The organism is Aurantimonas sp. NFXS3 (genome assembly GCF_049132005.1).
GTDB lineage: Bacteria > Pseudomonadota > Alphaproteobacteria > Rhizobiales > Rhizobiaceae > Aurantimonas > Aurantimonas coralicida.
Map to the genome: position 1 here is coordinate 660547 of NZ_JAGDDZ010000002.1, position 21998 is coordinate 682544.

The window sequence follows — 21998 nt, forward strand, 5'->3', positions numbered from 1 at the left end:
TTTCCCGGACAGGCGGTCGCACCATCTTGCGCGCCGGACCGCGACGACCGATCTTGGCAGGCGATGTCCGACCTGTTCCCGCCCGTGCCCATTACGCGCTCGCTCTTCGCCGAGCCCGGGCCCACGACCGTCCGCGTCATCGACGTAGAGACGGCGGGCCACCGGCTGGACGAGGACGCCGTGATCGAGATCGGCTCGATCGATGTGGATCTGGCAACCGGTGCGATCGGCAACCCGCTGCAGACCTTGTGCGATCCCGCCGGCGTCGCGATCAATCCGCATGCCCGCAAGGTCCACCAGATCAGCGACGCCATGCTGGAAGGCGCGCCGCCATTCGTGGAGGCGGTCCGGCCCTTCGCGTCGGCCGGGCTCTATGCTGCCCAGCGCGCCAGCTTCGATCGCTCGCGCCTGCGGCTGACCGGGCGCTGGCTGTGCACCTACAAGCTGGCGCTGCGGGCCTTTCCGCAGGTGCGGGCGCACGGCCTGCAGAGCCTTGTCAAATACGTGCCGCTTGACCTGTCCGAAGTGCGACCGATGCTGGAGGGGCTGCATCCGCACCGGGCGCTCTACGATGCGGTCTGCACGGCGGTGCTGCTGCGGACCATCGCGGCGACGCTGATGCCGCGCTGCCACGACGTGGACGATTTTCTGGAGCGGGCCGAGCGGGTCTCGAACGAACCGGCGCTGCTGGCACGGTTGCGCTTCGGCCGCCACAAGGGCGTCGCCCTGGCCGAAGTACCGGACGCCTATCTGGAATGGCTGCTGCGCGAACCCGGTATGGAAGCCGACGCCGTCTTCACCGCCCGCCATCATCTGCGGCTGCGCAGCGTGCGCGGCGCCCGCCAGATGCCGGCTGCCGCCGTCTGAGCCGAGCCTAGGCGCGTGCGCTGCCTCAGGGGGACGATGCGGCCCGGCGTCCGCGCCCTATGTGCCCCGCATCGCCGATCCGCAGCCGTTCCGGGACCCCATGAAGCGCTTTGCCGAACTCCTCGACCGCCTGGTCCTGACCCCGTCGCGCAACGGCAAGCTGCGCCTGATGGTGGATTTCTTCCGCCATGTGCCCGATCCCGTGCGTGGCTATGCGCTGGCGGCGATCACCGGCGATCTCGACGTGCGCAGCGTCAAGCCGGCCATGCTGCGCGAATTGATGGCGAGCCGCATGGACGAGGTCCTGTTCGGCTATTCCTACGATTATGTCGGCGATCTGGCCGAGACCATAGCCCTGGTCTGGCCGTCGCCGCTGGACGGCGCAGCCCGGCCGGCCGATCCGCCGACGCTGGCGGAGGTGGTGGAGACGCTGGACGCCGCGACCCGCAAGGACGGCCCGGCACTCGTCGAGGCCTGGCTCGACCGGCTGGATTCCTCGGGCCGCTACGCGCTGCTGAAGCTCGTCACCGGCGCCATGCGCATCGGCGTCTCCTCGCGCCTCGCCAAGCAGGCGCTGGCCGAATTCGGCGACCGGCCGGTTGCCGAGATCGAGGAGCTCTGGCACGGGCTGGAACTACCCTATCAAAGCCTGTTCGCCTGGCTGGAGGGCCGCGACGCCAAGCCGGTCTCGGCGGCGGCCTCGCCGTTCCGCCCGGTGATGCTGTCGCAGGCGCTGGAGGAGCCGGATTACGGCCGCATCGATCCCGAGACCTATGCGGCCGAGTGGAAATGGGACGGCATCCGCGTCCAGGCGACGGCCGAGAACGGCACCCGGCGGCTGTATTCGCGCACCGGCGACGACATCTCCAACGCCTTTCCCGACCTTCTCGACTTCATGACCTATGAGGGCGCGCTTGACGGCGAGTTGCTGGTCGCCACGCCGCAGTCCCAGAGTGGCGGCACGCCGAAGGTGGAGGCGCATGAGGGGGCGCCACGCGACGACATCGTCGTCGGCACCTTCTCAGATTTGCAGCAACGCCTGAACCGCAAGACGGTCTCGGCGGCCGTCCTGAAGCGCTATCCGGTGTTCCTGCGGACCTACGATCTGCTGCAGGACGGCGACGAGGATCTGCGGGCGCTGCCCTTTGCCGAGCGCCGCAAGCGGCTGGACCGCTTTGTCGCCGGCCTCGAGCCGACCCGCTTCGACGTATCGCCTTTCCTGGCCTTTTCCGATTTCGACGAACTCGCACGCCTGCGGGCCGGCCCGCCCCATCCGGTGATCGAGGGCGTGATGCTGAAGCGCTGGGACTCCACCTATGTGCCGGGCCGGCCGAAGGGCCCGTGGTTCAAGTGGAAGCAGGACCCGCATCTGGTCGACGCGGTGCTGATGTATGCCCAGCGCGGCCACGGCAAACGGTCGAGCTTCTATTCCGACTACACGTTCGGCGTCTGGACCGGGCCGATGGACGATCCCGAACTGGTGCCGGTCGGCAAGGCCTATTTCGGCTTCACCGACGAGGAGCTGAAGCAGCTCGACAAATATGTCCGCGACAACACGATCGAGCGCTTCGGTCCGGTGCGCTCGGTGCGGGCCGAGCCCGATCACGGCCTCGTCCTGGAAGTCGCCTTCGAGGGGCTGGCCCGGTCGAGCCGCCACAAGAGCGGCGTCGCCATGCGCTTCCCGCGCGTCTCGCGACTGAGATGGGACAAGCCGGCCTTCGAGGCGGACCGGCTGGAAACGCTGCAGGCGATGCTGCCCGAGCCGATGCCGGAATAGGGCGCCGGAGGGCTGCCGGGGAAGGGCCGTGCACCGGCTGGCCAGTGCTGCGGGCTTGTGCCGCGCGGCGCGACCGCCTACCTGCCGGGCAGGGACGCAGCGGAGCAGTGCAACATGTCGGAACGGGTGAACAGGTTTCTCGGTGGCTCGCCGCTCGGCGTGATCATGCGGCTGATCCTGCTGTCGATCGTCGTAGGCGTGATCCTGTCCTGGCTGTCCTGGAGCCCTGCCGACGTGGTCGACTGGTTCGTCAGCCTGTTCGACTGGCTCTGGTACAACATCTTCGGCTCGCTCGACCGGGCGCTGGACTATTTCCTGCTCGGCGCGGCCATCGTCATCCCGATCTTCATCATCTCGCGCCTGCTGACCATCGGCCGCCGCTAGGCGGTTCGACGCGAAGCATCCGGAGCGGGCGGGGTCAGACCGCCGCTGCGGCCTTCTGCGCCTTAGCGCGCTTCTTGACCGCCGCGGCGCTCTCGGAGATCGCCTACATGATCTGGTGGATCGGTTCGGCGCCGCCCGACAACAGGGCGCCGACGAGCACGATGTCGGCCAGACGCAGGATCACGCTCATGTCGGCTTTGGCCGGTAGCAGGGCGCCGAGGATGCTGACGCCGGCCAGACCGATGAAAAGCCCCAGAATGAGCGAGAAGATCGTGGTGCGAAACTTGATCGCTTCGCTGTCCATCGCTGTTTCCGCAAGTGGTCCGACGAAGTTCGCCTTGGGCTGGTAGGGCTCGAGAAACACCGCCACATAGACCTCGGTCGCCCGCTCCACGAACAAGGCCAGCACGACGAAGATGCCGAGCCGTTCGAGGATGGCGACGATCGTGCCCGTTTCGATGGGGGCCAGCGGGAAATAGTCTGGTTTATTCTTCAAAAACCACGCAGTCAGCGCGACCAGAGCCAAAGCTGAGAGGAATGCGGTGTACTTCAGGAAGGTTGAACCATACATGGCGAGGGCACCTCGGGCGGAGGATATTCCGTAAGGGAATATCTGGCATCATGCCTGCCTGCTGTCGTGCCGACAAGAGATCGGCTTGGCGCTTTCGTGATCGCGGGACACGGATCGCTCAGGCGAACTCCCAGGCCACCCGGTGCAGGATCGAATGGCGGCGGGCCAGCGCGTCGATGTCGCGGGAATAGCCGCCGCCGATGACGCAGGCGACGGGGATGCCGGCGTCGCGGCAGGTTCCGATCACCGTGCGGTCGCGCTGGGCTAGACCGGCATCGCTCAGCGCCAGACGGCCGAGCCGGTCGTTTTCGTGCGGGTCGACGCCGGCATTGTAGAAGACGATATCGGGCAGCGAGCGGCGGAGACCTTCGGCCAGCGCCGGCACGAGGGCGTCCAGATAGTCGGCGTCGCCGGTGCCGTCGGCCAGCGGCACGTCGAGATCGGACTGCGCCTTGCGCACCGGATAGTTTTTCGCGCCATGCAGCGACAGGGTGAAGACCCGCCGCTCGTTCTCGAAGATACGGGCCGTGCCGTCACCTTGGTGGACGTCGCAATCGACGATCAGGACGCGGCCGGCATCGCCGTCGGCCAGGAGCAGCGACGCCGCCACCGCCACGTCGTTGAACACCGAGAAGCCGGCGCCACCGTCCCGCGCCGCATGATGGCTGCCGCCGGCCGTGTTGCAGGCAAGCCCCTCGACGAGCGCCAGATGGGCGGTCAGCACCGTTCCGCCGGTCGCGCAGCGCGAGCGCAGCGCCACCTTCTCGTCGACCCGGAAGCCGATCGCCTTCTCCATCTCCGGCGGCACGGCCGAAAACAGCACCTGGTCGACATAGAGCGGGTCATGCGCCAGCCGCAGCCAGTCCTGCGGCGCCGGGGCCGGTTCATGGTAGCCGCCGGGCGCGACGAGCCCGTCCTCCACCAGGATTTCGGCGAGCCGCAAGAACTTCGACATCGGAAACCGGTGCGCGGCGTCGAAATCCGCGTCGAAGGCGGGGTGATGGATGATCGGAAGGGGCATTCGGCGACAAGCTAGGGCGGCCTCGCCGGGATTCACCGCGGCAAGGTTTCGCTTGCGTGCCTGCGATGCCGGTGCAACCTGCCGCCCATGCACGAGATGATCGATCAGGACGACAGACGCGGCGGCGGCAGCGGCGCGGAGCCGGGCGGGCAGGTGCCACGCTCGCGCCCCTTCACGGTCACCCATCGCGATGTCTGGAAGATCACCCTGCCGATGACGCTGGCCTTCCTGACCACGCCGCTGATCGGGCTGACCGATACGGCGGTAGTCGGGCGGATCGGCGATGCGACGGCACTCGGCGGGCTGGCGGTCGGCGCGCTGATCTTCGATTTCGCCTTCGCCACCTTCAATTTCCTGCGCTCCGGCACGACCGGGCTGACGGCGCAGGCGGCCGGCGAGGAGAACGGCCGCGAGGTGCAGGCGGTGTTCTGGCGCTCGGTGGTGCTGTCGCTGCTGATCGGCGCCGGGCTGATCGCCGCCGAGCCGCTGATCACCGGGCTCGGCCTTCTGGCCATCGCGCCGGGGCCGGGGGTCGTTGCCGCGACCGGGCTCTACGTCTTCGTGCGGATGTTCTCGGCGCCCTTCGCCTTTCTCAACTACGCCATTCTCGGCCATGTGCTGGGCTGCGGCCGGGGCGGGCTGGGGCTCGCGCTGCAATTCGTCGTCAACGGGACCAACATCGCCCTGTCGATCCTGTTCGGCCTGGTGATGGAATACGGCATTGCCGGTGTTGCCGTCGGCACGGTCTGCGGCGAGGCGATCGGCGCCCTTGTCGGCTTCCTCGTCGTCTTGCGGCGTTTCGGCGCCGCCGACCGGCCGTCCCGTGCGCGGGTCTTCGAGCGGGCCGGCTTCGTGCGGATGATCGCGGTCAATCGCGACATCATGATCCGCTCCTTCTGCCTGCTCGGCGCCTTCATGCTGTTCGCGCGGCTCGGCGCCCAGTTCGGCACGCTGGTGCTGGCGGCCAACGGCATCCTGATGAACTTCTTCGCGGTCGGCAGCTATTTTCTCGACGGGCTGGCGACGGCCACCGAGCAACTGGTCGGGCGCTCGGTCGGCGCGCGCTACCGGCCGGCCTTCGACCGCGCCGTCCGCCTCACCATCCTATGGGGCATGGCCGTGTCGCTGGTGGTCTCGGCGGTGTTCCTCTTCGCCGGCGAGGCGCTGATCGCCGGACTGACGACGGACCCGGCGGTGCGGCAGATGGCCACGGACTATCTGCCGTTCGCGGCGCTGACGCCGGTTGCCGGCGCGCTGGCCTTCATCATGGACGGCGTGTTCATCGGCGCCACATGGTCGCGGACCATGCGCAACATGATGATCGCGGCCTTCCTCGTTTTCGCGGCCGCCGCCTACGCGCTGACGCCGTTCTACGGCAATACGGGCCTGTGGCTGGCGCTCCTCGCCTTTCTCGGCTTTCGCGGCTTCAGCCTGCTGGCGCTGGTGCCGCGGCGGCGCGCCGAGACCTTCGCCGCGCCGTCATGGCCGGGCGGACGCGAAGGCGCTGCAGTGCGGTAACGTTGTCCACAGACAAGACGAAAGTTCGACGGAACGGAAACCGCGACTTGCCGTTAGCTGACCATCTTTACCCACCCTCAGGTTGCGCCTCGCCGCCGACCGGACTTACGGGAACCGACGGCAGCAGGACATGAGACAGCGCGACGACTGGCACCTTACCGAGATCATCGGCCACGAGCAGGGCCGGGGCGATCCCTTCGCGGCGGCCATTCGCGGAACCCGCATGCCGATGATCATCACCGATCCGCGGCAGCCCGACAATCCGATCGTCTTCGCCAACAAGGCCTTCCAGGATCTCACCGGCTACGCGCGTGACGAGATCATCGGCCGCAACTGCCGGTTCCTGCAGGGGCCTGACACCGATCCCGCCGAGGTGGATCGCCTGCGCCAGGCCGTGGCGCGCGAAGAGGCGGTGAACGTCCAGTTGCGCAATTACCGCAAGGACGGCAGCGCCTTCTGGAATTCGCTCTATGTCAGTCCGGTGCGGGGCGAGGACGGCGACGTCCAGTTCTTCTTCGCCTCGCAGCTCGACATGACCGATCGGGTCGAGGCCGAGCAGGCGCTCGCCCGCCGCAAGGAGGATGTCGAGGCGCAGGTCCATGCCCGCACCCGCGATCTGCAGGCGGCGCTGGAAGCCAAGACGCTGCTGCTCAACGAGGTCGACCACCGGGTCAAGAACAACCTGACCATGATCGGCTCGCTGCTGCGGCTCCAGATGCGCTCGATCCCCGATCCGAAGTTCCGCGAGACGCTGGAGACCATGCTGGAGCGCATCGACGCGCTGGCAGCCGTCCATCGCCGGCTCTACCAGGCCGACGACGTGACCCGGTTCGACGTGGGCGCCTTCGCCGACAGCCTCGCCTCGGACGTGCTGGGCGCCAGCGGTCGCGAGGACATCCGTTTGAACAGCCAGTGCGAGGCCGTCGCAATCGCCGCCAGCAAGGCGGCACCGGTCGGGCTGATCCTCAACGAGCTGATCACCAATGCCGTCAAGCACGCCTATGCCGACGGACGGAGCGGCGAATTGCGCCTCGAGGTCCGGCAGCTCGACGGCCACGCCATGATCGATCTGCGCGACGACGGTCCGGGGTTCGACGCGGACCGGATCACCACCGGCTCGGTGGGCCGCTCGCTGATCGCGCGTCTGTCGCGCCAGATCGGCGCCGAAACCGAGTGGAACGGCGCCGCCTCCGGAACCCATGTGTCCATCCGCTTCCCGCTGCACCAGCCGGACGAAGCAGGAGCTGCCTGAACATGCCCGCGCTCAAGTTCCTGATCGTCGAAGACGAAGCGCTCCTCGCCATGGACATGGAAGCCATGATCGAGGATGCGGGCTACGAGGTGGCCGGCGAATGCGCGTCGCTGCGCGAGGTGCAGGCGCTGCCCCGCGATCTGACGCCGGACGTCGCCTTCGTCGACCTGCATCTGGCCGAGAATTCGAGCGGCATCGATGTCTGCACCCATATCCGCAGCATCTGGCCCGAGACGATGGTGGTCTTCGTGACCGGCAATCCGCGCAAGCTGCCTGAGGATTTTGCCGGTGGACATGGCGTCCTGCCCAAGCCCTTCGTGCGCCATGACGTCTTCCGGATCATGCAGTATCTGCAGGAGGGGATGTCCAACCCGCCGCCGCACTGCAAGCCGCCGGCGAGCTTCCACGCCTCGCCGGGCCTCGCTTTCGCCTGGGCCTGAGCCCGCGACGTCGCCCTACGCTGTGAAGCGCTTGCCGCTCAGTTCGCAGGCGGATCGGCCAGAACGGCATCGACGCTGCGGTCGCGCAACTCGCGCAGGCTGTCGATCCCCGCGCGGTCGAGATAGCGCAGGATTCCCCTGAGAATGGCGCCCGGCAGCTCGGGGCCATGATAGACCAGCGCCGTGTAGAGCTGCACGAGGTCGGCGCCCGCCTCGATCCGCCGGATCGCCTCCGCCGCGCTGTCGATCCCGCCAACGCCGATCAGCGGCATGTCGGGGCCGAGCGCCTTGCGGAACCGCGCCAGAACATAGGTCGCGCGCGCCGCCAGCGGTGCTCCCGACAGGCCGCCCGCCTCGGTGGCGTCCGGCAGCCCCGTGACCCCCTCGCGCGACAGGGTGGTGTTGGAGACGATCATGCCGTCGATGCCGCGCCGCGTGACCTCGCCGGCGATCTCCTCGATCTGCTCCTCGGTCAGATCCGGCGCCACCTTCAGGAACAGCGGCGTCTTCGCCGTGCCCGACAGGGCGGCGTAGCCGTCCCGCGCCGCCACGGCCGAGCGCAGCAGCCGGTCGAGTTCCGAGCCGCTCTGCAGCGCGCGCAGGCCCGGCGTGTTGGGCGAGGAAATGTTGATCGTCAGGTAGCTGGCCACCGGGGCGAAGACGTTGATGCCCTCGACATAGTCGGCGACCCGGTCGATCGCGTCCTTGTTGGCCCCGACATTGACGCCGACGATGCCCGGCTTGCGGGCGCGGGCGGACAGCCGCGCGAAGGCTTCGGCATGGCCCTGGTTGTTGAAGCCGAGGCGGTTGATGATCGCCTCTTTCGTCGTGATGCGGAAGACCCGGGGCCTGGGGTTGCCCTCCTGCGGCTTCGGCGTGATCGTGCCGACCTCGGCAAAGCCGAAGCCGAGCCGCAGCGCGGCGTCGGGCACCTCGGCATTCTTGTCGTAACCGGCGGCGAGGCCGAGCGGATTGGGAAAGCCGATGCCGGCGACCGCTACGCGCAGACGATTGTCCACCGGGGTGTCGGCGCGCGGCACGAGGCCGCTCTTCAGGGCGGCGATCGACAGGCCATGGCTGCGCTCCGGATCGAGACGGAAGATGGCCGGGCGTGCCAGCCGGTAGAGGCGTCTCACCTGACGGAGCCGGGGAACTGGTGATTGCCGTCGGCGCCGAGCGGCAGGTCCTCGACCCACAGCACCGCGTCCAGCGGCAGCGGACCGTAGAGATGCGGGAACAGCGCGCCACCGCGCGACGGCTCGAAGCGCAGGGCCTCGCCGAGCCGGGCCGGATCCACCGCAATCAGCAGGAGATCGTCCTGGCGGGCGAAGTGCCGGGCCGCCGTCTCGCGTGCCTGCTGGCCGGTCGAGAAATGGATGTAGCCATCCGCCTCGTCCACCGGTGCGCCGTCGAAGCGGCCCTTGGCCTTCGCGGCCTCCCAAAGCGCCCGCGGCGCGATCTTGTATATCGGCTCAACCATGTTTCATCGGTTGCCAGAGGCACCGGCAAAAAGCAATCGCGCCGAATGGCCGTCTGCCGCCACGAGGTGGTCACGTCCCCGGTCTAGCGTCGCCGAAAGGGCCGGAGTGTGCCGGCCATCCACCCAAGCAACGGGAGGCCGCCATGGCCGGATATGCACTGACGATCCTGACCGCAACCGCGCTGCTGGCAACGCCGGCGGCCGCCCAGTCGCTCATCGACACGGCCGGCGGACGCTACGAGATGCAACCCATCGATGGCGGTGTCGCGCGGCTCGACACGGTGACCGGCGAAGTCGAGTTCTGCCGGGTCGCGGGCGACGCCATCGTCTGCACCGATGCGACACTCGGCGGGGGCAGCGGCGCCAGCGGTGACGGCGAACTCGCCGCCCGCCTCGACGATCTCGAAGCCCGGGTGGAAGAACTGGAAGAGGGCCGCCGGGCGCTGATCGACAGCGACGATGCCGATCGGGCCGTCAACCAGATGCAGAAGCTGTTTCGCGGCTTCGCCGACATCGTCAGGGAGCTCGACGAGGACATTCGCGGCGAGACCCCGTCGGATGATGCGGACGCCGAGACGGACATGCCCCGCCGGACCTGACGCGCCACGGAAGGGACGGGCTGGCGTCAGACCGGGAAGCTGACCCGCCGCCTCAGATAGGCTTCCATCGTGTCGAGGGAGCGCTCGCCGGCGGCCGTCGGAAACACTTCGAAGACATGGCAGCCGCCATTGGTCAGCGACACCTCCGTCTCGATCCCGCTGCCCATCCAGCGCATCGCCATGAACAGCGTGTCGTCGATCAAAAGGTCCCGCGTGCCGCAGCTGAACAGGGCCGGCGGCAGGCCGGTCAGGTCGGCATGGAGCGGCGAGACCGCCGGGTCCTTGAGCGAGACGCTCTCCGGCACCAGGCGCATGACGAATTCCATGACGTCGTCGGTGTTGAGGACGAGCCGCTCCTTGCCCCAGTTGCGCACGCTCGGGGTCAGTGAGAGGTCGTAGCAGCCGGCGACCAGATTGGCGGCGCGGAACGGCGTCAGGCCGTATTCGTCGCGCAGCCGCAGCATCGTCAGGACCGCGAGATGCGCCCCGGCCGATTCCCCGCCGATCGCCAGGAAGCCGCGCGGCAGGTCGAGATGGCCGTTGGCCAGCGCCACCGCAATGTCGGTGCAGTCGTGCAGGGCCGCCGGATGCGGGAACTCCGGCGCCAGCCGGTATTCGACCGAGGCGACGGTCAGCCCGGTATTGTCGGCCATCCGGCGCAGGCGCGGATCGGCCTCGTCGGCGGCGCCGAACACCCAGCCACCGCCATGGATATGCAGGAAGGTGCCGCGGGTCTGCCCGTCGCGCGGGCGGAACACCCGCACCGGGATTTCGCGGCCGGCGCCGCCGATATGGATGATCTCCTCGGCGTTCTTCTCGCGCGGTCCGATCGGCAGGATGCCGCGGCCCTCGCGCCGCGCCTTGCGGACCGTCTCCACCGGCAGCGACCAGGGATCTGGCAGCGCCTTCTGATCCCTGATGATCTTCTCGTTCAGGGCGACCAGCTCGGGGTCCGCCTGCGCCGGGTCGAATGCTGCGGGGTCGATGGTCAGTCGCGTCTTGGTCATTGCCGTTTCCCTGTTTGCGCCGGAGAAGCTAGGACATGGCCTCCACAGGTGTAGGGCGCGGCGTGTGGCAAAGGCTCGGGGCCGCATCCAACGACAACGGGGCAAGGGCGATGGACCAGCATATCGAAACCCTCAGCGTTGCCACGAAGGGGCGCTCGATGACCGACATCAGCGCCGCGATCGCCGAACGGCTGATTGCGGCGGGCGCCCGCGAGGGGCTGCTGACGGTGTTCATCCGCCATACCTCGGCGTCGCTGACCATCCAGGAGAATGCCGATCCCGACGTCCAGCACGACCTCTTGAACGCCCTCGACCGGCTGGCGCCCGCCGATGCGCCCTATGTCCATACGATGGAGGGCCCGGACGACATGCCGGCCCACATCAAGACCGTGCTGACGGGAACCAGCGTCGCCGTGCCGGTGTCGGGCGGTCGCATGATGCTGGGCACCTGGCAGGGCATCTATGTCGTCGAGCATCGGGCACGCCCGCATTCGCGCGAGATCGTGCTGCACTTTTCCGGTACGCTGGGCTGAGGCCGGAACGACCGCGGGTTGATCCCGCCGGGCAGCCGGGCCAAGAAGGGCCGCGACGAAGTGGGAGCGCGTCGCAGCCGGTATCCGGTTGAAAAGGCAGGGGGGGAGAACAGGGGCATGCGCTACGTCTTCATCGTGGCCGACGATCATCCGCTGTTTCGCGGCGCGCTGCGGGAGATCCTGACGTCGCTGCCGGACACGGCCGAGATCGTCGAGGCGGCGGATTTCGACCAGGCGGCGGCGGCGCTGGCGGCCAATCCCGAGGCCGATCTGATGCTGCTCGACCTGAACATGCCGGGAACCAGCGGCCTGTCGGGCATGGCGCTCCTGCGCGCCGACCATCCCTCGGTGCCCATCGCCATCGTCTCGGGCAGCGAGGACGCGCCGATCGTGGCGCGCGCCCTCGATCTCGGCGCCTCCGGTTTCATCCCGAAATCCTCCGGCTTTGCCGAGATCCGCGAGGCGATCCTGGCGCTTCTGGCCGGCGAGGTCTTCCTGCCGCCGGACATCTCGCTGGAATCGGAGCGCGACCCGGAGGTCACCGAGCTGATCCAGCGCATCCGCACCCTGACGCCGCAGCAGACGCGGGTCTTGACCATGCTGGGACGCGGGCTTCTGAACAAGCAGATCGCCTACGAGCTCGGCATCTCCGAAGCCACCATCAAGGCGCATGTCTCGGCGGTGCTCCTGAAGCTGGGCGTCGACAGCCGCACCCAGGCGGTGATCCGCCTGTCGCGGCTCGGCATCGATCTGGAAAGCGGCCTCGCCGGCTGAGCCGCGCGCCGCGGACGCATCTCATCCAGGACACGCGCCATAAAGCGGCGCTGCTGCCGGGCCGCCTATTCCGCGGCTTCGCGGCGGCCATGCTTGCGGCCCATGGCGGCGCGCAGCGAGGCCGGCTTCAGCGGCTTGGTCAGGATGTCCACTTCCATTCCCGCCGCCTGCTCGCGCAGACCCGGCGACCGGTCGGCGGTGACGAGGATCACCGGCAGCTCGGGGCCGAACACCCGGCGCAGCGCCGTCACCGCGTCGAGGCCGGTCCCTTCATCGAGATGATAGTCGACGAGGGCGATGTCGGGCACGATGCCGCGTCGCCCGAGATCGGGGATCGCCTCCGACGCGGACCCATAGGCCTCGACCTCGCAGCCCCAGCCGGCCAGGAGCACCCGCATGCCCTCGCGGATGGCCACCTCGTTGTCGATGCACAGGACCCGCGTTCCGGCCAGCGCCAGCCCGGCCCGCGCGGGCAGCAGCGCGGTCTGGGGCGCGGTGACGGGCGTCACGTCGGCCACCGGCAGCGTCACCCGGAAGCGGGTGCCGCGGCCATGCTCCGACGTCGCCTCGATCGGATGGTCGAGCACCCGGGCGATGCGATCGACGATGGACAGGCCGAGACCCAGCCCGCGGGCGGTCCGGCTGCCTTCGTCGAGACGGACGAACTCGTGATAGATCGCCTCCAGCTTGTCGGCCGGAATGCCGATGCCGCTGTCGGCGATCTCCACGTCGATCCGGCCGCCGGAACGGTGGCGCACGCCGACCACGACCTTGCCGGCACGCGTGTATTTGATGGCGTTGGAGACGAGGTTCTGGATCAGCCGGCGCAGCAGATTGCGGTCCGAGCGGACCGACACGCCGGTGCGCACGAAGCGCAGCGCGATGGCCTTTTCGTCGGCCAGCGGCTTCATGTCGGTTTCGATCTGGCGCAGCAGCCGGTCGAGCGGGAAATCCTCGATCTTGGCCTGCATGCCGCCGGCTTCCAGCCGCGAGATGTCGAGCACCGCACCGATGATCGCTTCGACGGCCTCCAGCGACGAGCCGATATTGGCGGCGATCTCGGTCTCCTGGCCGCCGAGGCTGCGCTCTTCCAGCGCCGCGGCGTAGAGCCGGGCGGCATTGAGCGGCTGCAGGATGTCGTGGCCGGCGGCGGCCAGGAAGCGCGTCTTGCCAAGATTGGCCGCGTCGGCCGCCAGCCGTGCCTTGCCGAGCTCTTCGTTGGCCGTCGTCAGCTCGCCGGTGCGCATGCGCACCCGCTCTTCCAGGCTCTCGTTCATCTCGCGCAGGGCGGCGGCGCGGCGCACCCGCTCGGTCATGTCCGAGACGGTGGCGACGAGGCCGCCTTCCGGCATGCGGTTGGAGCGGAATTCCAGCACGCGGCCGGAGCGCCGCAGGCTGATCTGGCGCAGCGCCGGCGGCCGGGTCAGCACCTCGAAGCTGGTGTCGTATTCCGGCCGGTCGATCTCGCCGGCCTCGATCAGCTCGTCGAGGACGACGGTCATCGGCGTGCCGATCTGGCCGAATTCCGAGGACAGGCCGACGAGATCGCGGAACTGCCGGTTCCAGAAGGTCAGGCGGTAGTCGGCATCGAAGATGGCGAGGCCCTGGTCGACCTGTTCGAGCGCGATCCGCAGGAGATCGCGATTGTATTGCAGCGCCTCGGAGGCGTCGTCGAGAAGCTGCAGCGCCGAGCGGCTGGAATCGGCGTGGCGCTGGAACAGCAGCGACAGAACGAGCCGCGACGAGGCCGAGCCGATGGCCGCCGCCAGGAGCTGCTCGGAAAAGCGGATCGTGGCGGAATCGGCCGTGTCGTCGTCGTCGATGGTCCGGTGCTCGGCCTCGGCGAAGCTGCGGAACGAGCGCTCGGTGCGGTCCGAGCCGAGATAGCGGGCGATGGTCGCCTTGAGTTCGCGGATGCTGACCCCGGCGCGGGTGCGCCGCACACCGGCTGCGGGACCGACGTCGCTGGAGGCGAAGACCGCCGCCTGGATGCGCTCCAGCGGCGTCGCCTTGCGGCTGAGCGAGCCGACGACGAGGAAGAAGATATTGGCCGACAGGCTGACGAGACAGCCATAGAGCAGCGGATCGAGCAGCGGCGCGGCGGCGGAACCGGCACCGGCGGTGACCGCCGTCGCGTCGATGGCCTGGCCACGTAGGAGCGCCGGCATCAGCAGCGTCCAGGCCCAGCCGATGATGCCGGCGATGAGGCCCGCCGTGGCGCCGCGGGCATTGGCGCCCTTCCAGTACAGCCCGGCGAGGAAGGGCGGCGCGAGCTGGGCGATGGCGGCGAAGGACAGGAGCCCGATCGAGGCGAGACCGCTGCCGGCCCCGGCGTAGCGGTAATAGCCGTAGCCGAGAAACACGACGACAAAGATCGCCGAGCGCCGGACATTGAGGATCAGCCGGGTCTCGTCGCGGGTGGGGTCGACCGCATGGTCGCGGCGCTTCAGCAGCCACGGCAGGACCAGGTCGTTGGAGATCATGATCGACAGGGCGACGCTGGCGACGATCACCATGGCGGTGGCGGCCGACAGGCCGCCGATGAAGGCGACCAGCGACAGCGCGTCCTGGCCCTGCGACAGCGGCAGCGACAGGACGTAGAGATCGGCATCGACGCTGGGGCCGAGGGTGATCAGCCCGGCCACGGCGATCGGCACGACGAAGAGGTTGATGACGACGAGATAGAGCGGGAACAGCCAGCGGGCGCGGCGGATCTCGTGGCGGGTGCGGTTTTCCACCACGGTCATGTGGAACTGCCGCGGCAGGAGCAGGATCACCAGCGCGCTGAGGCCGAGCGAGGCGATGAAATGACCGCCGATGCCGCCCTGGAAGGAGGCGAGGACGCGCGGGCTGGCGAGCGCGGCATTCCACAATTCGCCCGGCTCGAACAGGACGAAGGTCGCCCACAGGCCGACCGCCAGGAAGGCGGTGAGCTTGACCAGCGATTCCATGGCGACGGCGAGAACGAGGCCGTCCTGATGCTCGGTGGCGTCGGCGTGGCGGGTGCCGAACAGCACCGCGAAGATGCCGAGGACGGTGGCGACGAGCAGCGCCAGGTCGCTGAACAGCGGCGGCATTTCCAGCGTCGCGCTGTAATGGGCGACGAGGCTGGCGACGCTGGTGGAAATCGCCTTCAGCTGCAGGGCGATGTACGGCACCGTGCCGACGATGGCGATGACGGTGGCGAGCGCCGCGACGGACGGGTTCTTGCCGTAGCGCGAGCCGATGAAGTCGGCGACGGTGGTGATGCGTTCGGCCTTGGCGTGGCGGATCAGCCGCTCGATGAAGCCCGGTGCGAAGACGAAGACGAGGATCGGGCCGAGATAGATCGCCAGGAAGGACAGGCCGTCGCGCGCCGCCACGCCGACCGAGCCGAAAAATGTCCAGGAGGTGCAATAGACGGCGAGGCTGAGCGCATAGACGCCCGGCCGGCTGATGCGCGCCCGGCCGGCCGCCGCCCGGCGGTCTCCCCACCAGGCCACGGCGAACAGCAGCAACAGATAGACGATCGCCGTGAAGACGATGATCCCGCTATGCAATTCTCATCCTCCCGGCGGCCTGACGGGAGCGGAGCGGCGCCCCTGCGGGTCAGGTGAGCCGGGATGCCGCTTCAGGCCGCAGCGTGTTCGACACAACCATCGGTGTCCGCGCAAGTCCAGATCGCGACACCGCCAGCGGCCGCGGGCGCCGGTTTTCCGCGTGTGGCGCGATTGTGCCCCTGCCGCGCAACTGTAGAGTGGACACCCCATCGTCAGAGGAATCATGAGATGCTCAAGGAATTCAAGGAATTTGCCCTGAAGGGCAACATGGTCGATCTGGCGATCGGCATCATCATCGGCGCGGCGTTTTCCGGCCTCGTCAATTCGGTGGTGAAGGACCTGTTCATGCCGGTCATCGCCGCGATCTCGGGCGGCGTCGACTTCACCAACAAGTTCGTCGGTCTCGACGACGGCGTCACCGCCACCAGCCTGGAAGCGGCGCGCGAGCAGGGACCGGTGCTCGCCTATGGCCAGTTCGTCACCCTGTCGATCAACTTCCTGATCGTCGCCTTCATCCTGTTCATGGTGGTCAAGGCGATGAACCGGCTGAAGCGCAAGGAAGAGGCCAAGCCGCCGGAGGTGTCCGAGGTGCCGCGCAACGAGAAGCTGCTGGAGGAAATCCGCGACCTGCTGGCCAGCGCCTCGAACCGCGAAACCCGGGTCTGACGCCTCACTGAACCGATGACGACGCCCGCCGCCGAGAGCGGCGGGCTTGCATTTTCCGGGACGAAGCGCGATGCCGGGCACGGCGTCAGGCGACGCCGTTTTCGTTCGAGTCTCCCCCGGAAGGCACCCTGATGAGCGACAGATTTCGGCTCAGCCGCGAGGCTGTGGAAGCGCCGGCGAGCGGCATTGTCGCCGTCATCGACTATGCCCGCGGCCATGAGGGGGTGATCCCGCTCTGGGCCGGCGAGGGCGACCTGCCGACGCCGGGCTTCATCGCAGACGCGGTGACCGCGAGCCTTTCGGCGGGCGAGACCTTCTACACCTATCAGCGCGGCCTGCCGGAACTGCGCCAGGCGCTGAGCGACTACACCGCCCGGCTTTACGGCATCGAATCCTCGCCGGAACGCTTCTTCGTCACCGGTTCGGGCATGCAGGCGATCCAGATCTCGATCGCGGCGAGCGCCTCGCCCGGCGACGAGCTGATCTATTTCGGCCCGGCCTGGCCGAACTTCGCCGCCGCCTGCGGCGTGCGCGGCGCCGTGCCCCGCGAGGTCGCGCTCGACTGGACCGATGCCGGATGGCAGCTCGACCTCGACAAGGTCGCCGCCGCCATCGGTCCGAAGACCCGCACGATCTTCGTCAACACGCCGGCGAACCCGACCGGCTGGACTGCCGACCACGCGACGCTGAAGGCACTGCTGGCGCTGGCCCGCCAGCACGGCCTGACGATCATCGCCGACGAGATCTACAGCCGCTTCTACTACGCCGCCGACCGGGCGCCGTCCTTCCACGACATCATGGAGCCGGACGACGCGATCCTGTTCGTCAATTCCTTCTCCAAGAACTGGGCGATGACCGGCTGGCGGGTCGGCTGGATCGAGACCACCCCGGCCATCGGCACCGTCATCGCCAATCTCACCCAGTATTCGACCTCGGGCGTCGCCCCTTTCATGCAGCGCGGCGCGATTGCCGCGATCACCGAGGGCGAGCCCTTCGTGGCGATGCAGGTGGAGCGGGCCCACAAGGCGCGCGACATCTTCACCGAGCGGCTGGCGGCGACCAACCGGGTCGCCATCGTCCAGCCGGCGGGCGCCTTCTATTCCTTCTTCGCCATCGACGGCATCACCGAGACCCGCGAGACGGCCTTCCGCATCGTCGACGAGGCCAAGGTCGGTCTTGCGCCCGGCACCGCCTTCGGGCCGGTCTCGCCGGGCTCGTTCCGGGCCTGCTTCCATCGCCGGCTCGACGAGGTGGAGATGGCGGCGGATCGCCTGGCCGACTGGATCGGCCGTTCGGCGTGACAGGCTGGGACCGGCGCCGGGTCGGCAATCTCGCCGCCACGCTGGCACTGGCCACCCTCGGCGGGGGCGTGGCGGCGGTGTTCGGCCTGCCGGTCGCCTGGCTGCTCGGCCCGGTTCTCGCCGTTTCGGCGGCCAGCGTCGCCGGTCTCGATACGCGGCTGCCGCAGGCGCTGCGGACACTGGCCTTCTTCATTCTCGGGATGCAGGCCGGTTCCGGCGTGACGCCCGCTGTCCTCGACCAGATGGCGATCTGGCCGCTCTCCTTCGCCGTCCAGATGCTCGGCGTTCTGGGCGTCATCGTCGTGACGCGCGCGTTCCTGCGCCACGGCCTCGGCTGGGACCGGGACACCGCCCTGTTCGCCTCGCTGCCGGGGGCGCTGTCCTTCGTCTTGGCGGCGGCCTCGGAAACAAGGGCCGACCTGCCGCGGGTGACCATCGTCCAGAGCGTGCGGCTGCTGATCCTGATCGGCGCGCTGACGCCGGTGCTGGGCTGGTTCGAAGGCGGCGAGGACGTGGTGGCGGTCGCGCGCGGCACCGACGGGCCGCTGACGGAATATCTGCTGCTGCTGTTCGTCTGCATCGCGGCGGCGGCGCTCGGCCATCTGGTGCGGCTGCCGGGCGGCATGATGTTGGGCGCGCTGATCGGCAGCGCCTTCATGCATGTCGGCGAATTCGCCACCGTCGCCATTCCGCCGGTTCTCGCCGTGCCGAGCCTGATCCTTCTGGGGGCGCTGATCGGGTCGCGGCTGCAGGGGCTGGACCGCAGGGGCGTCTTCGCGCTGCTGCCCGCGGCGATCGGCTCGTTTGCCATCGGCATCGTGGTCTCGGCGATCTCGGTCGCCGTGGCGGTGCTGGTGCTGGAGATCTCGATCGGGAAGGTGGCGCTGGCCTATGCGCCGGGCGCGCTGGAAGCGCTGACCGTTCTGGCGTTCCAGTTCGACGTCGATCCGGCCTATGTCGCGGCCCACCACGTCGTGCGCTTCGTCTGCATCGCCCTGATGGTGCCGCTTCTGGCCAAGCACATTGCGCGGCCGGGCGACACCGTGGCGGTGCCGCCGGAGGAATCAGGCGTCGATGGCGGCGAAGACCGACGGTGACGGGGCGGGCGCCTCGCCGCCCTCCGGTCCCCAGAAGATCACCCAGGTGACGAAATCGTCCGACATGTCGGTGAAGCGGTGGTCCTGTCCGGCGCGCACGAACAGCGCGTCGCCCGCCGCCACGTCGTCGGTCTGGCCCTCGCGCCAGAAGGCGGCCCGGCCCGACACGACGATGTAGAGCTCGTCCTGCAGATGCGGGCGCTGGTGGTCTGTGCCGCGCGGCGCGAACACTTCCAGCGACATGGTACCGTGGGAGATGGCCTCGGCGGCGAAGACGCCGTCCGGCCATTGCTCGGTCGCGGGCAGGGGAAATCTGTCCAGAAGCTGCGCCAGCGAAATCTTCATGGAGCGCTCCTTTCGACGCGGGTCGTCACCCGGCCGCGTCGTGCGCGGCCGGTGTGGGACGTGTCAGCCGCCGGCCTGCGACACGACCAGCGGGGTCACCTTGGTGGACCGCTCGGCCTGGGCCGGCTGCTGGCTGGCGAAGGGAATGCCGATGGCGTTCCAGGTCTCGACCAGGGCATCCTTCAGCGTGTCGATCAGCGCGTCGTCGTGCAGCGGAGTCGGCGTGATGCGCAGGCGCTCGGTGCCGCGCGGCACGGTCGGGTAGTTGATCGGCTGGATGTAGATGCCGTGGGCGTGGAGGAGGTGGTCGCTGGCCTTCTTGCACAGGTCCGGATCGCCGACGAGCACCGGCACGATGTGGGTCTCGGACGGCATCACCGGCAAATCGGCCTCGCCGAACACCAGCTTCGCCTGCGCCGCCTGGCGCTGCTGCGCGTCGCGCTCGGCCTGGCTGGTCTTCAGGTGGCGGATGGAGGCGACCGCCGCGGCGGCCAGAGCCGGCGGCAGGGCGGTGGTGAAGATGAAGCCCGGCGCATAGGAGCGGACCGCATCGATCAGCGCCCGGGTGCCGGTGATGTAGCCGCCGAGGACGCCGAAGGCCTTGGCCAGCGTGCCCTCGATCACGTCGATCCGGTGCGCGACGTCGTCGCGCTCGCAGATGCCGCCGCCGCGCGCGCCGTACATGCCGACCGCATGGACCTCGTCGATATAGGTCATGGCATTGTAGCGCTCGGCCAGATCGGCGATCTCGGCGATCGGCGCGATGTCGCCATCCATGGAATAGACGCTCTCGAAGACGATCAGCTTCGGCCGGTTCGGCTCGGCCGCCTTCAACAGCTCTTCCAGATGGGCGAGGTCATTGTGGCGGAACACCTGCTTCTTGACGCCGGACTTGCGCACGCCCTCGATCATCGAGGCGTGGTTCAGCTCGTCGGACAGGATCAGGCAGTCGGGCAGCAGCTTGGCGATGGTCGAGATCGACGCCTCGTTGGAGACGAAGCCGGAGGTGAAGACCAGCGCGGCTTCCTTGCCGTGCAGATCCGCCAGTTCCTTCTCCAGTTCCACCAGCGGGTGGTTGGTGCCGGAAATGTTGCGGGTGCCGCCGGCGCCCGAGCCCATGGCCGAGACGGTCGAGGTCATCGCCGAGATGACATCCGCGTGCTGGCCCATGCCGAGATAGTCGTTGGAGCACCACACGGTGATCTCGGTGGCTTCGCCGTCATGGCGCCAGATGGCCTTCGGAAACCGGCCGGCAATGCGCTCGAGATCGGCAAAGACCCGGTAGCGTTTCTCGGCATGCAAAGCCTCGATCGCAGACTCGAACTGGCCCTGATAATCGATCATCCCATACTCCTTGTCAGAACCTTTCTAAGAGCCGTTCCAGTCAAAGTCCATCTTCGGCCGGGCATTCGGGCACCATGCGTTCAATTGTCGTTTTGCCGGGAAGCGAAGCGCGAACAGGGACTTCGCCGCCGCTGCGCAGATGGGGATCGCAGCGGCGCGATGCGCGGCGGTTTCGCGGCCCAGCGGAAATGTCGCAGGGCGCGGCGATAACGCCGCCTCTGCCGACCGTGCCGTCGCGCTTCCATGGTGACCGGATCGGCGGGTCCCCGGTCAGTCGTCGCCCGCTCCTGCCGGGTCCGCGTTGTCGTCCGTCTGCGATGCCTGCGCACTCTGCCGGCGGGCGCGGGCCTGTTCCTTGCGCTTGCGCAAATTCTCCCGCAATTGCGCCTCCAGCCGTTCCTGCCGGCTGAGTTTGGGCGGAGGGCTTCCGGTGTCGTCCTGGCTCATCTGTCTGCACCTTGTTCGCGATCGTTGCGGCGATCGGCAGGCTGGCTTGGTCAATCGATCCGCGGCGTGACGGTTCCGTCGGGGCCTCAGCGCGCGTCAGTCGTCATGGCGGCAAGCGCGTCCGGCGTCGACCGGGCCGGCGCCCAGCCGAGCGTGTGTCGCAGATGCCCGGCATCCACGACGAAGGGCGTGTCGAGGGTCGCCACCATCGCCTCGCGCCCGGCCAGTCCGGCGAGCTTTCGCAGCAAGGCGGGCGGCACCCGGATCAGGCGAGGGGGGCGGCCGAGCCCGTGGCGGAGGGCCGTCACGATCGCGGCGGTCGACAGCGGCGGATCGCCGGCGACGAGGAAGGTCTCGCTGGCGGCCTGTTCCTCCGTGAGCGCCAGCACGATCGCCTGCACGAGATCGTTGACGGCCACGAGGCTGCGGGGCGCCGCAAACCCGCCCAGCGGCAGCGGCGCCGGCGTGCGGGCCAGTTTCGCCAGCGCGGCGATGCCGCCCCGCCCTCCGGCGCCGAACACCGGCACCGGTCGCAGCACGCAGCCCGTCGTCGCACTGCCGGACAGCGCCTGCCAGAAGGCGCGCTCGCCCTCGTGCTTGGAGCGCGCATAGGCGCTCTGGGGCGCGATCGGGGATGCCTCGTCGACCGGGTCGGGGGAGGCGGCGTGGACATTCGCCGTACTGACGAAGACCATCCGCCGGACACGCTCTTGCGCCGCACGGCGGGCCAGCGCGGCGGTGCCGTCGCGATTGACCGCCGCAAGGGCCGAGGCATCGGCGGCGTCGGCCGTGCCCCGCTCGGGATTGGCGGCGGCCAGATGCGCGACGGCGTCGATGCCCCGGGGCCAGTCCGCCGCCGTCTCGATGTCGGCAAGGTTGGCCGGCGCGGCGAAGACGCCATCGCCGCCCGGCCCGCCGCGGCGCAGGACGACGATGTCGTGGCCGTCAGCCGCGAGCGCGGCCTCAAGGTGGCGCCCGACGAAACCGCTGCTGCCTGTCAGAAGGATGCGCAAGGCGAGGACACTCCGTGGAACTG

22 protein-coding genes are annotated in these 21998 nt (G+C 68.9%); 12 read left to right on the plus strand and 10 right to left on the minus strand.

The features are described 5' to 3' along the window. Positions 1-63: 63 nt before the first annotated feature. The 3 genes from J3367_RS08300 to J3367_RS08310 all read left to right on the plus strand — a co-directional run bounded on the left by J3367_RS08300 (position 64) and on the right by J3367_RS08310 (position 3028). Entirely contained in the window at positions 64-867 is an 804-nt protein-coding gene (locus J3367_RS08300) for an exonuclease domain-containing protein (protein WP_024349668.1), read from the plus strand. A gap of 100 nt (positions 868-967) precedes the next feature. Beyond that, entirely contained in the window at positions 968-2644 is a 1677-nt protein-coding gene (locus J3367_RS08305) for a cisplatin damage response ATP-dependent DNA ligase (protein WP_024349669.1), read from the plus strand. A 114-nt stretch (positions 2645-2758) separates the two neighbouring features. Further along, positions 2759-3028, plus strand: coding sequence for a DUF6460 domain-containing protein (locus J3367_RS08310; protein ID WP_024349670.1), 270 nt, complete (start codon positions 2759-2761; stop codon positions 3026-3028). Positions 3029-3131: 103 nt separating this feature from the next. On the opposite strand, the gene J3367_RS08315 is transcribed toward J3367_RS08310, so the two are convergent. Then, a complete protein-coding gene (locus J3367_RS08315) occupies positions 3132-3599 on the minus strand; it encodes a hypothetical protein (RefSeq protein WP_421460674.1) in 468 nt (155 codons plus the stop codon). A gap of 118 nt (positions 3600-3717) precedes the next feature. Next, the gene (locus J3367_RS08320) at positions 3718-4620 is read right to left on the minus strand and encodes a histone deacetylase (protein WP_024349672.1); all 903 of its coding nucleotides are present in this window, start codon (positions 4618-4620) and stop codon (positions 3718-3720) included. Between the two features lie 96 nt (positions 4621-4716). On the opposite strand from J3367_RS08320, the gene J3367_RS08325 reads away from it, so the two are divergent. The 3 genes from J3367_RS08325 (at position 4717) to J3367_RS08335 (ending at position 7830) form a co-directional block, all read left to right on the plus strand. After that, positions 4717-6138 carry an MATE family efflux transporter gene (locus J3367_RS08325; protein ID WP_051141542.1) on the plus strand — a complete coding sequence of 474 codons (1422 nt, stop codon included), beginning with the start codon at positions 4717-4719 and terminating at the stop codon, positions 6136-6138. 130 nt (positions 6139-6268) lie between these two features. Continuing rightward, entirely contained in the window at positions 6269-7390 is a 1122-nt protein-coding gene (locus J3367_RS08330; RefSeq protein ID WP_024349674.1) for a PAS domain-containing protein, read from the plus strand. Positions 7391-7392: 2 nt separating this feature from the next. After that, positions 7393-7830 carry a response regulator gene (locus J3367_RS08335; RefSeq protein ID WP_024349675.1) on the plus strand — a complete coding sequence of 146 codons (438 nt, stop codon included), beginning with the start codon at positions 7393-7395 and terminating at the stop codon, positions 7828-7830. A gap of 38 nt (positions 7831-7868) precedes the next feature. Here J3367_RS08335 and J3367_RS08340 read toward each other — a convergent pair whose 3' ends face one another. After that, entirely contained in the window at positions 7869-8966 is a 1098-nt protein-coding gene (locus tag J3367_RS08340) for a quinone-dependent dihydroorotate dehydrogenase (RefSeq protein ID WP_024349676.1), read from the minus strand. Continuing rightward, entirely contained in the window at positions 8963-9310 is a 348-nt protein-coding gene (locus J3367_RS08345; RefSeq protein WP_024349677.1) for a DUF952 domain-containing protein, read from the minus strand. Before J3367_RS08345 ends, J3367_RS08340 begins: the two co-directional genes overlap by 4 nt. A gap of 143 nt (positions 9311-9453) precedes the next feature. Between J3367_RS08345 and J3367_RS08350 the strand changes: the two genes are divergently transcribed. Continuing rightward, complete coding sequence (locus J3367_RS08350) at positions 9454-9909, plus strand: hypothetical protein (RefSeq protein WP_421460677.1); 456 nt, start codon at positions 9454-9456, stop codon at positions 9907-9909. 26 nt (positions 9910-9935) lie between these two features. Here the strand turns inward: J3367_RS08350 and J3367_RS08355 are convergent, their stop codons facing one another. Further along, on the minus strand, positions 9936-10916 hold the full coding sequence (locus J3367_RS08355; protein WP_029702830.1) for an alpha/beta hydrolase: 981 nt from the start codon (positions 10914-10916) through the stop codon (positions 9936-9938). A gap of 110 nt (positions 10917-11026) precedes the next feature. Between J3367_RS08355 and J3367_RS08360 the strand changes: the two genes are divergently transcribed. Further along, positions 11027-11449 (plus strand): secondary thiamine-phosphate synthase enzyme YjbQ, encoded by a 423-nt coding sequence (locus tag J3367_RS08360; RefSeq protein ID WP_024349680.1) that lies wholly within the window; start codon positions 11027-11029, stop codon positions 11447-11449. A gap of 117 nt (positions 11450-11566) precedes the next feature. Further along, entirely contained in the window at positions 11567-12223 is a 657-nt protein-coding gene (locus J3367_RS08365; protein WP_024349681.1) for a response regulator, read from the plus strand. Between the two features lie 65 nt (positions 12224-12288). On the opposite strand, the gene J3367_RS08370 is transcribed toward J3367_RS08365, so the two are convergent. Further along, on the minus strand, positions 12289-15762 hold the full coding sequence (locus J3367_RS08370; RefSeq protein ID WP_421460679.1) for an ATP-binding protein: 3474 nt from the start codon (positions 15760-15762) through the stop codon (positions 12289-12291). 228 nt (positions 15763-15990) lie between these two features. On the opposite strand from J3367_RS08370, the gene mscL reads away from it, so the two are divergent. The 3 genes from mscL (at position 15991) to J3367_RS08385 (ending at position 18826) form a co-directional block, all read left to right on the plus strand. Next, complete coding sequence (mscL, locus tag J3367_RS08375; protein WP_024349683.1) at positions 15991-16428, plus strand: large conductance mechanosensitive channel protein MscL; 438 nt, start codon at positions 15991-15993, stop codon at positions 16426-16428. A 131-nt stretch (positions 16429-16559) separates the two neighbouring features. After that, complete coding sequence (locus tag J3367_RS08380; RefSeq protein WP_024349684.1) at positions 16560-17729, plus strand: pyridoxal phosphate-dependent aminotransferase; 1170 nt, start codon at positions 16560-16562, stop codon at positions 17727-17729. Further along, positions 17726-18826, plus strand: coding sequence for an AbrB family transcriptional regulator (locus J3367_RS08385; protein ID WP_024349685.1), 1101 nt, complete (start codon positions 17726-17728; stop codon positions 18824-18826). Before J3367_RS08380 ends, J3367_RS08385 begins: the two co-directional genes overlap by 4 nt. On the opposite strand, the gene J3367_RS08390 is transcribed toward J3367_RS08385, so the two are convergent. From J3367_RS08390 to J3367_RS08405, 4 genes are all read right to left on the minus strand, one after another. Then, the gene (locus J3367_RS08390; protein WP_024349686.1) at positions 18794-19171 is read right to left on the minus strand and encodes a cupin domain-containing protein; all 378 of its coding nucleotides are present in this window, start codon (positions 19169-19171) and stop codon (positions 18794-18796) included. The genes J3367_RS08385 and J3367_RS08390 overlap by 33 nt on opposite strands. A 63-nt stretch (positions 19172-19234) precedes the next feature. Then, positions 19235-20512 (minus strand): 5-aminolevulinate synthase, encoded by a 1278-nt coding sequence (gene hemA / locus J3367_RS08395; RefSeq protein ID WP_024349687.1) that lies wholly within the window; start codon positions 20510-20512, stop codon positions 19235-19237. Between the two features lie 273 nt (positions 20513-20785). After that, positions 20786-20962 carry a hypothetical protein gene (locus J3367_RS08400; protein WP_169513617.1) on the minus strand — a complete coding sequence of 59 codons (177 nt, stop codon included), beginning with the start codon at positions 20960-20962 and terminating at the stop codon, positions 20786-20788. An 86-nt stretch (positions 20963-21048) separates the two neighbouring features. Continuing rightward, positions 21049-21975: an NAD-dependent epimerase/dehydratase family protein gene (locus tag J3367_RS08405; RefSeq protein ID WP_024349688.1), complete on the minus strand. Its 927-nt coding sequence runs from the start codon at positions 21973-21975 to the stop codon at positions 21049-21051. Between the last annotated feature and the right edge of the window lie 23 nt (positions 21976-21998).

Coding starts and splice junctions, on each gene's coding strand:
- J3367_RS08335 (WP_024349675.1), top strand. CDS start 7,393: ATGCCCGCGCTCAAGTTCCTGATCGTCGAAGACGAAGCGCTCCTCGCC.
- J3367_RS08305 (WP_024349669.1), top strand. CDS start 968: ATGAAGCGCTTTGCCGAACTCCTCGACCGCCTGGTCCTGACCCCGTCG.
- J3367_RS08330 (WP_024349674.1), top strand. CDS start 6,269: ATGAGACAGCGCGACGACTGGCACCTTACCGAGATCATCGGCCACGAG.
- J3367_RS08365 (WP_024349681.1), top strand. CDS start 11,567: ATGCGCTACGTCTTCATCGTGGCCGACGATCATCCGCTGTTTCGCGGC.
- J3367_RS08400 (WP_169513617.1), bottom strand. CDS start 20,962: ATGAGCCAGGACGACACCGGAAGCCCTCCGCCCAAACTCAGCCGGCAG.
- J3367_RS08380 (WP_024349684.1), top strand. CDS start 16,560: ATGAGCGACAGATTTCGGCTCAGCCGCGAGGCTGTGGAAGCGCCGGCG.
- mscL (WP_024349683.1), top strand. CDS start 15,991: ATGCTCAAGGAATTCAAGGAATTTGCCCTGAAGGGCAACATGGTCGAT.
- J3367_RS08350 (WP_421460677.1), top strand. CDS start 9,454: ATGGCCGGATATGCACTGACGATCCTGACCGCAACCGCGCTGCTGGCA.
- J3367_RS08300 (WP_024349668.1), top strand. CDS start 64: ATGTCCGACCTGTTCCCGCCCGTGCCCATTACGCGCTCGCTCTTCGCC.
- J3367_RS08390 (WP_024349686.1), bottom strand. CDS start 19,171: ATGAAGATTTCGCTGGCGCAGCTTCTGGACAGATTTCCCCTGCCCGCG.
- J3367_RS08325 (WP_051141542.1), top strand. CDS start 4,717: ATGATCGATCAGGACGACAGACGCGGCGGCGGCAGCGGCGCGGAGCCG.
- J3367_RS08355 (WP_029702830.1), bottom strand. CDS start 10,916: ATGACCAAGACGCGACTGACCATCGACCCCGCAGCATTCGACCCGGCG.
- J3367_RS08315 (WP_421460674.1), bottom strand. CDS start 3,599: ATGTATGGTTCAACCTTCCTGAAGTACACCGCATTCCTCTCAGCTTTG.
- J3367_RS08360 (WP_024349680.1), top strand. CDS start 11,027: ATGGACCAGCATATCGAAACCCTCAGCGTTGCCACGAAGGGGCGCTCG.
- J3367_RS08320 (WP_024349672.1), bottom strand. CDS start 4,620: ATGCCCCTTCCGATCATCCATCACCCCGCCTTCGACGCGGATTTCGAC.
- J3367_RS08310 (WP_024349670.1), top strand. CDS start 2,759: ATGTCGGAACGGGTGAACAGGTTTCTCGGTGGCTCGCCGCTCGGCGTG.
- J3367_RS08345 (WP_024349677.1), bottom strand. CDS start 9,310: ATGGTTGAGCCGATATACAAGATCGCGCCGCGGGCGCTTTGGGAGGCC.